Genomic DNA, 6,350 nt, shown 5'->3' with positions numbered 1-6,350 from the left:
AGCGGGAGAGCGCTTCCCTGACACGGAAGAGGTCACTGGTTCAATCCCAGTATCGCGCACCAGCTCCATGAAGCCCCCGGCCGATTCTCTCGGCCTGGGGCTTCGTCGTGTTCCGCCGCGAGTTCCGCCGTGAGCGGTCCGCGGGGGCCGCGTGCGGCCCCCGGGAGCTCAGGAGGAGAACAGCATGTGACCGAAGCTCTTGTGCCGCTTGTGGCCGTGGTGCTCGTGGTGGCCGTGGTGACCGCCGTGCGGGGCGCCCCAGGCGGGGGCGGGCGCGGCCGGGTACTGCGGGGCGGCGGGCGGGGCGGGCGGAGCCTGGTGGCCGCTGTTCCACTGGCCCTCCAGGCGGGTCAGGGCCTCCAGCTCGCCGTAGTCGAGGAATATCCCACGGCAACCACTGCACTGCTCGATCTGGACGCCATTGCGGTTGTACGTATGCATCGGTGCATGGCACTTGGGACAGTGCATGGACGGCTCAACTCCTTGCCGGTGGTGACTGCTTCGCCGGATGTCTGCCCGGCTTCGGTGCGTCGCACCCTACTGCGTGGTGATCGGCGCCCTGTCCGGCGGGATGGTGATCATGCGGCGGCAGGCATCGGTGAACTCGCGCTCGACCTCGTCCAGGGGCCGGCCCTGGGCGGCCGCCTTGGTGATCGCCAGGGCCGCGGTCTGCACCGTGAGGGCGCGGGCCGGGACGTCGAGCGCGGGCCACGGGTCGGCTCCGTCCGCCGGGACCGCCGGGCCGCCCGCGCTCCGGTAGGCGTCCAGGAAGCGGGTCCACTCGTGGGCCGTGAGCAGGCCGAGGGCGTACCAGGCGGCCGGGCGGGCCAGGTCCCAGGCCGGGTCGCCGGTGCCCAGGTCGTCGACGTCGATGAGCAGCCAGTTCCCTTCGGGCGCCCGGACGAGCTGGCCCAGGTGCAGGTCGCCGTGGCAGAGGCGGGCCGGGCCCGGGGGTGGGGCCTCGTGGCGGGCCCAGGGCGGCAGGCCGGCCCAGGCACGCTCCACCGCGGGGGTGTCGGGGTGCGGGGCCGTCGCGCGCAGGCGTCCGACGGCGCGGGCCGCCTTTTCCGGGCCCCTCATTTCGGGCAGCGGGAGCGGCAGTTCGGTCGGCGGGGTGCGGTGCAGGCGGGCCAGGAGGGTGGCGGCCGCCTCCCAGGGGGCGGCGTCCGGGTCGTCGCGGTCCACCGGGGTGCCGTGGGGCCACAGGGTGACCAGGCGGTCGTGCAGGCGGGTGGGCTCCGGGGACAGCGGGGCGAGGAGGGTGTCCGCCAGGGCGGGGTGGGCGGCGGCCGCGAGGCGGGCCGTGAGGGCGGGCTCGGGGGTGTCGAGGGCGTGGGCCTTCGCCACGACGGGGCCGTGGCGGACCACCGTGGCGTCGGGGCGGTCCGCCAGGACCGTGGAGGGTGGGTCGGACGGGGCGGCGTGCGGGGTGCAGGGGCAGGGGGGTGTGGTGGTGTGGGCGCGGAGCTTGGCTGTGGCCTGCAGGGCGGGGAGGAGGGGTGGGCGCACGGTGGTCCTGGCGGGGGCTGGGTGGGTGGGGTTGTGAGCGTACGGGGGTGGGGTGGGCCCTCGCGGGGCGCCCCAGGCCCGCCCCTTCCCGAACCAGGGGGCTGCGCCCCCTGGGACCCCCGCCTTGTCGGCGCTTCGCGCCTCGTCCTCAAACGCCGGACGGGCTGAAACCTTGCCGGGCGGGCTGGAAATGTGGGCAAGAAACAGCCCGCGCAGCTCCCCAGCTGCGCGGGCTGTTGTGCCGTCCGCCGCACCCCCGTCCCCACGGGGTTTCATGGCCGGATGTCCCCGCCCGGACCGCTCTTCCGGGCCTGGGGCGCCGCTCAGCGCCCCAGCATCACGCCCACGGACGACGCTTGTGTGACCACTGCGTCCCAGCCGCCGAAGGCGACCGTGAGCAGGGCTGCCAGGGGGAGGACCATGAGCGTGGCCACCAGTGGGTGGCGCTGGCCGGAGGGCCGGACACCCAGGGTGGAGAGCTTCCGTCCCTGAGTGCGGATCATGACCCGCGGCGTGATGTCCGCCATGGTGCTCTCCCTTCCTGACACTTCGATTGATGCAGTTCTTGGCAGCGGCGGGTGTCTGACCTCGGGGGACGAGTGCTGCACCCGCCGCTTGACTTCAAATCTAGGCGTGAGGGGCGCCTTGGACGTCATGCCCTCGTATCGATTGGCGGGCCTCCCGGAGGATGAGCGCTCGTCACACAACTACTCCCGTGGGTGGAGACGGGGACCTAGGTCTCAGGGTCTTCCCGGAGGGGACGCCCCGTGCGCTCGGAGCGCTCGGAGGTGTCCTCCCTCGGGACGGGCTGCTCGACGAGGGCCAGGACGCGGGTCGCCATGAAGCGGGCCGTGCGGACCACGGAGCCGCTGCGCGTGACTTCGCTCACTTCGACCACTCCCCTGCGGACGGCGGTCTCCACGCGGCGGCCGGCCCGGCTCGCCACCACTTCGTACGTACGCGTCGTGTCCCCGGCGTCCACGACTATCTCCACGCGGTCACCCTTCACGGGATCAATCCCCCTTCGGCGATGGGTGGTTGGGATCGCATGCGGCGGCGAAGGTCCCTGGTCCCGCGCCACCTGACCACTTCTCAAGTTTCCCACCGGGCACTGACAATCGATCGGATCGCGAGGGCGCGGCCTCTGCACGTGCCCGGCCGTGGAAACGTAAGCTGTGGCTCGTCAGACGGACCGGGCAGCGGGGATGAACATGGCGATGATGCGCCTGAGGCGCGAGGACCCGCGTGTCGTCGGCTCGTTCAGGCTGCACAGGCGGCTGGGCGCCGGCGGTATGGGCGTGGTCTATCTGGGCTCCGACCGGCGCGGCCAGCGGGTGGCGTTGAAGGTCATCCGGCCTGATCTGGCGGAGGATCAGGAGTTCCGTTCCCGGTTCGCGCGTGAGGTGTCGGCCGCCCGGAGGATCCGGGGCGGGTGCACCGCGCGGCTCGTCGCCGCCGATCTGGAGGCCGACCGGCCCTGGTTCGCCACGCAGTACGTGCCCGGGCCCTCGCTGCACGACAAGGTCGCCGCCGAAGGGCCGCTGTCCGCCGCCGAGGTCGCCGTCGTCGGCGCCGCGCTCTCGGAGGGGCTCGTCGCCGTGCACGAGGCCGGTGTCGTGCACCGGGACCTCAAGCCGTCGAACATCCTGCTGTCCCCGAAGGGTCCGCGGATCATCGACTTCGGCATCGCCTGGGCGACGGGGGCATCGACGCTGACGCACGTCGGCACGGCCGTCGGTTCGCCGGGGTTCCTCGCGCCCGAGCAGGTGCGCGGTGCCGCAGTGACGCCCTCGACCGACGTGTTCGCGCTCGGCGCCACGCTCGCGTACGCGGCGATGGCGGACTCGCCCTTCGGGCACGGCAGTTCCGAGGTCATGCTGTACCGGGTCGTGCACGAGGAGGCCCAGCTGCGGGGGGTGCCCGACGCGCTCGCCCCGCTGCTGCGGGCCTGTCTCGCCAAGGACCCGGAGGAACGTCCCAGCACGCTCCAACTGTCGCTGCGGCTCAAGGAGATCGCGGCGCGCGAGGCGCAGGGCCTCACCGACGTCCGTCCGCCCGCCCCGCGCCAGGAGTCCCACGAGCGGCCGACCGGCCGCCTCGCCGACACCTACGCGGAACAGCGCACCCAGCGCCGGACCCAGCCGGGCACTCCCCCGCCGCGGTCCGGCTCGTCCAGGACCGGCGCGCCCAGGACCGGTGGGTCGCAGACGGGCGGCTCACGCACCGGCGGCTCGCAGGCGGGCGCGCGCCCGTCCGCCCCCCGGGGCACCAAGGGCTCGGGCAGCAGGCCCGCGCCGCGCAGCGGCACCGGTCGGCAGGGGCCGCGGACCACCGGCACGCGGCTGCGGCCCGCCAATCCACGGCTGCTGCGGCAGCGGCTGTTCGTCTTCGTGGTCGTGACGCTGCTCGTCGCCCTGGGCATCGCCGCCGCACAGGGCTGCCAGGGTCCCGCGCGCGGGCTCGGCGACGTACGGCATGAGCAGGGTGTCAGCGACGTACGGTCACCGGCGGCGCCGCCGCGAGGTGACTGAGCCGGGCTCAGTCGCGCGGGCGGCCCGTCGCCACCGCGTAGAACGCCACCGCGGCCGCCGCGCCGACGTTCAGCGAGTCGACGCCGTGGGCCATCGGGATGCGAACCCATTCGTCGGCGGCGACCAGGGCCTGGGTGGACAGGCCGTCGCCCTCGGCGCCGAGCATCAGGGCGACGCGGTCCATGCGGTGGGGCGCCGTCTCGTCGAGGGACTTGGCCTTCTCGTCAGGGGTGAGGGCGAGCAGGTTGAAGCCCGCCTCGCGGACGCCTTCGAGGCCCTTGGGCCAGGAGTCGAGGCGCGCGTAGGGGACGGAGAAGACCGCGCCCATGGACACCTTCACCGAGCGGCGGTACAGCGGGTCGGCGCAGTCCGGCGAGAGCAGGACCGCGTCCATGCCGAGTGCGGCGGCGGATCTGAAGATCGCCCCGATATTCGTATGATCATTCACGGCCTCCATCACCACGACGCGGCGATGCGTCTGGAGCAGGTCGTCGGCCGTGGGCAGCGGCTTGCGCTGCATGGAGGCGAGGGCGCCGCGGTGCACGTGGTAGCCGGTGACCCGTTCGGCCAGGTCGGGACTCACGGCGTAGACCGGGGCGGGGACCTCGTCGATGACGTCTCGCATGACGTCGACCCACTTGGCGGAGAGCAGCATCGACCGCATCTCGTAGCCGGCGAGCTTGGCGCGCCTGATCACCTTCTCGCCCTCGGCGATGAACAGGCCCTCGGCGGGCTCGCGCCTGCGGCGCAGCTCCACGTCGGTCAGGCCCGTGTAGTCGCGCAGGCGCGGGTCGTCGGGGTCTTCGATGGTGATGAGACCTTGAACTTCAGCCACAGGGTGATACTGCCTTGTCCGGGGAGGAGTGCCAACGGCTCGGGAGCGGTTCCGTTACCGATGGTTACGTTGGTCGGTGCGAGGTCCGCCGTCAGACGGAGCGCTCGGGGTTCAGGGCCGCCACGGCACCGATCACGATGACCGCGGGGGGCTTCACCTCATGGGTGCGGACGGCGTCGGCGACCGTCGCGAGGGTCGCGTCGACGCGGCGCTGGGCGGCCGTCGTGCCCTCCTGGATCAGGGCGAGCGGGGTGTCCGGCGCCTTGCCGTGGGCGATCAGGGTCTCGGCGATCCGGCCGATCTTGTCGACGCCCATGAGGATCACGAGCGTGCCGGTCAGCTTCGCGAGCGAGGGCCAGTCGACGAGCGAGCGCTCGTCGTCGGGCGCCACATGGCCGCTGACCACCGTGAACTCATGGGCGACGCCCCGGTGGGTGACGGGGATGCCCGCGGCGCTCGGCACCGAGATCGAGCTGGAGATGCCCGGGACGACGGTGCAGGGGATGCCCTCCGCGGCGAGCGCCTGGAGCTCTTCCATGCCGCGTCCGAAGACGTACGGGTCGCCGCCCTTGAGGCGGACCACCGACTTGCCCTGCTTGGCGTGCTCGATCAGGGCGTTGTTGATGGCCTCCTGCGCCATGAAGCGGCCGTAGGGGATCTTCGCGGCGTCGATCACCTCGACGTGCGGCGGCAGCTCGGAGAGCAGGTCGCGCGGGCCCAGGCGGTCGGCGATGACGACGTCCGCCCCGGCGAGGAGGCGGCGGCCGCGGACCGTGATCAGGTCCGGGTCGCCGGGGCCGCCGCCGACGAGGGCGACGGTGCCGGTGGTGCGCGAGCGGTGGTGCGGGGCCACCAGGGTGCCGTCGCGCAGGCCCTCCACCACGGCGTCGCGGATGGCGGCGGTGTGGCGGGGGTCGCGCTCCTTGGCGTCCGTGGTCAGGATGGCGACGGTGACGCCTTCGCTGTGACCGGTGGCGGGGGTCCAGGCGGTGGCCTCGTCGGCGTCGTCGGAGCGGACGCACCAGACGCGGTTCCGCTCCGCCTCGGCGGAGGCTGCGGTGTTGGCGGCGGGGTCGCTGGTGGCGATCAGGGCGTACCAGGCGCCGGCGAGGTCGCCCTCCGCGTACGGCCGGCGGTGCCAGGTGAGCTCGCCGGCGTCCGCCATCGCCTCCACGGAGGGGGTCGCCGACGGCGATACGAGGAGGATGTCGGCGCCCGCCGCGATGAGGGCCGGGAGGCGGCGCTGGGCCACCTGGCCGGCGCCGAGCACGACTACGCGGCGGCCGGTGAGGCGGAGGCCTACGGGGTAGGCGGGGTGTTCGGTGGCCATGGGGGCGCCTTTCCTTGGGGCGGGGGTGGGGCGGGGTGGGCGGTGGGGTGGGCCCTGCCGGGGGCTCCCCAAGCCCCCCCCTTCCCGAAACGGGGGGGGGGGGGGGGCCCCGCGCCCGCGCAAAGAAGAAGGCGGCGACGCAGCG

Annotated in this window: 7 protein-coding genes; 1 reads left to right on the top strand and 6 read right to left on the bottom strand. The window is 73.7% G+C overall.

Features of this window, described 5'->3' with window-relative positions:
- Positions 1 to 168: 168 nt before the first annotated feature.
- The 4 genes from ACFWZ5_RS43985 to ACFWZ5_RS43970 all read right to left on the bottom strand — a co-directional run bounded on the left by ACFWZ5_RS43985 (position 169) and on the right by ACFWZ5_RS43970 (position 2,518).
- Positions 169 to 468, bottom strand: coding sequence for a zf-TFIIB domain-containing protein (locus ACFWZ5_RS43985; protein ID WP_384805348.1), 300 nt, complete (start codon positions 466 to 468; stop codon positions 169 to 171).
- 69 nt (positions 469 to 537) lie between these two features.
- A complete protein-coding gene (locus tag ACFWZ5_RS43980; RefSeq protein ID WP_384805350.1) occupies positions 538 to 1,509 on the bottom strand; it encodes a phosphotransferase in 972 nt (323 codons plus the stop codon).
- 323 nt (positions 1,510 to 1,832) lie between these two features.
- Positions 1,833 to 2,036 (bottom strand): hypothetical protein, encoded by a 204-nt coding sequence (locus ACFWZ5_RS43975; RefSeq protein ID WP_384806239.1) that lies wholly within the window; start codon positions 2,034 to 2,036, stop codon positions 1,833 to 1,835.
- Positions 2,037 to 2,242: 206 nt separating this feature from the next.
- Positions 2,243 to 2,518 carry a hypothetical protein gene (locus tag ACFWZ5_RS43970; protein WP_384806241.1) on the bottom strand — a complete coding sequence of 92 codons (276 nt, stop codon included), beginning with the start codon at positions 2,516 to 2,518 and terminating at the stop codon, positions 2,243 to 2,245.
- 196 nt (positions 2,519 to 2,714) lie between these two features.
- On the opposite strand from ACFWZ5_RS43970, the gene ACFWZ5_RS43965 reads away from it, so the two are divergent.
- Positions 2,715 to 4,040 carry a serine/threonine-protein kinase gene (locus ACFWZ5_RS43965; protein WP_384806247.1) on the top strand — a complete coding sequence of 442 codons (1,326 nt, stop codon included), beginning with the start codon at positions 2,715 to 2,717 and terminating at the stop codon, positions 4,038 to 4,040.
- 7 nt (positions 4,041 to 4,047) lie between these two features.
- Here the strand turns inward: ACFWZ5_RS43965 and ACFWZ5_RS43960 are convergent, their stop codons facing one another.
- Positions 4,048 to 4,875 (bottom strand): TrmH family RNA methyltransferase, encoded by an 828-nt coding sequence (locus ACFWZ5_RS43960; protein ID WP_384806243.1) that lies wholly within the window; start codon positions 4,873 to 4,875, stop codon positions 4,048 to 4,050.
- A gap of 91 nt (positions 4,876 to 4,966) precedes the next feature.
- Entirely contained in the window at positions 4,967 to 6,205 is a 1,239-nt protein-coding gene (gene cobA / locus ACFWZ5_RS43955) for a uroporphyrinogen-III C-methyltransferase (protein ID WP_384806245.1), read from the bottom strand.
- Between the last annotated feature and the right edge of the window lie 145 nt (positions 6,206 to 6,350).

The sequence above is a fragment of the Streptomyces sp. NPDC059003 genome, from assembly GCF_042740445.1.
In the GTDB taxonomy this organism is placed as follows: domain Bacteria; phylum Actinomycetota; class Actinomycetes; order Streptomycetales; family Streptomycetaceae; genus Streptomyces.
This window is presented reverse-complemented; position numbering and strand designations above follow the sequence as displayed.

Bases quoted from the DNA above. Each gene is read 5' to 3' on its own strand.
- cobA (WP_384806245.1), bottom strand. From the start codon at position 6,205: ATGGCCACCGAACACCCCGCCTACCCCGTAGGCCTCCGCCTCACCGGC.
- ACFWZ5_RS43975 (WP_384806239.1), bottom strand. From the start codon at position 2,036: ATGGCGGACATCACGCCGCGGGTCATGATCCGCACTCAGGGACGGAAG.
- ACFWZ5_RS43985 (WP_384805348.1), bottom strand. From the start codon at position 468: ATGCACTGTCCCAAGTGCCATGCACCGATGCATACGTACAACCGCAAT.
- ACFWZ5_RS43965 (WP_384806247.1), top strand. From the start codon at position 2,715: ATGAACATGGCGATGATGCGCCTGAGGCGCGAGGACCCGCGTGTCGTC.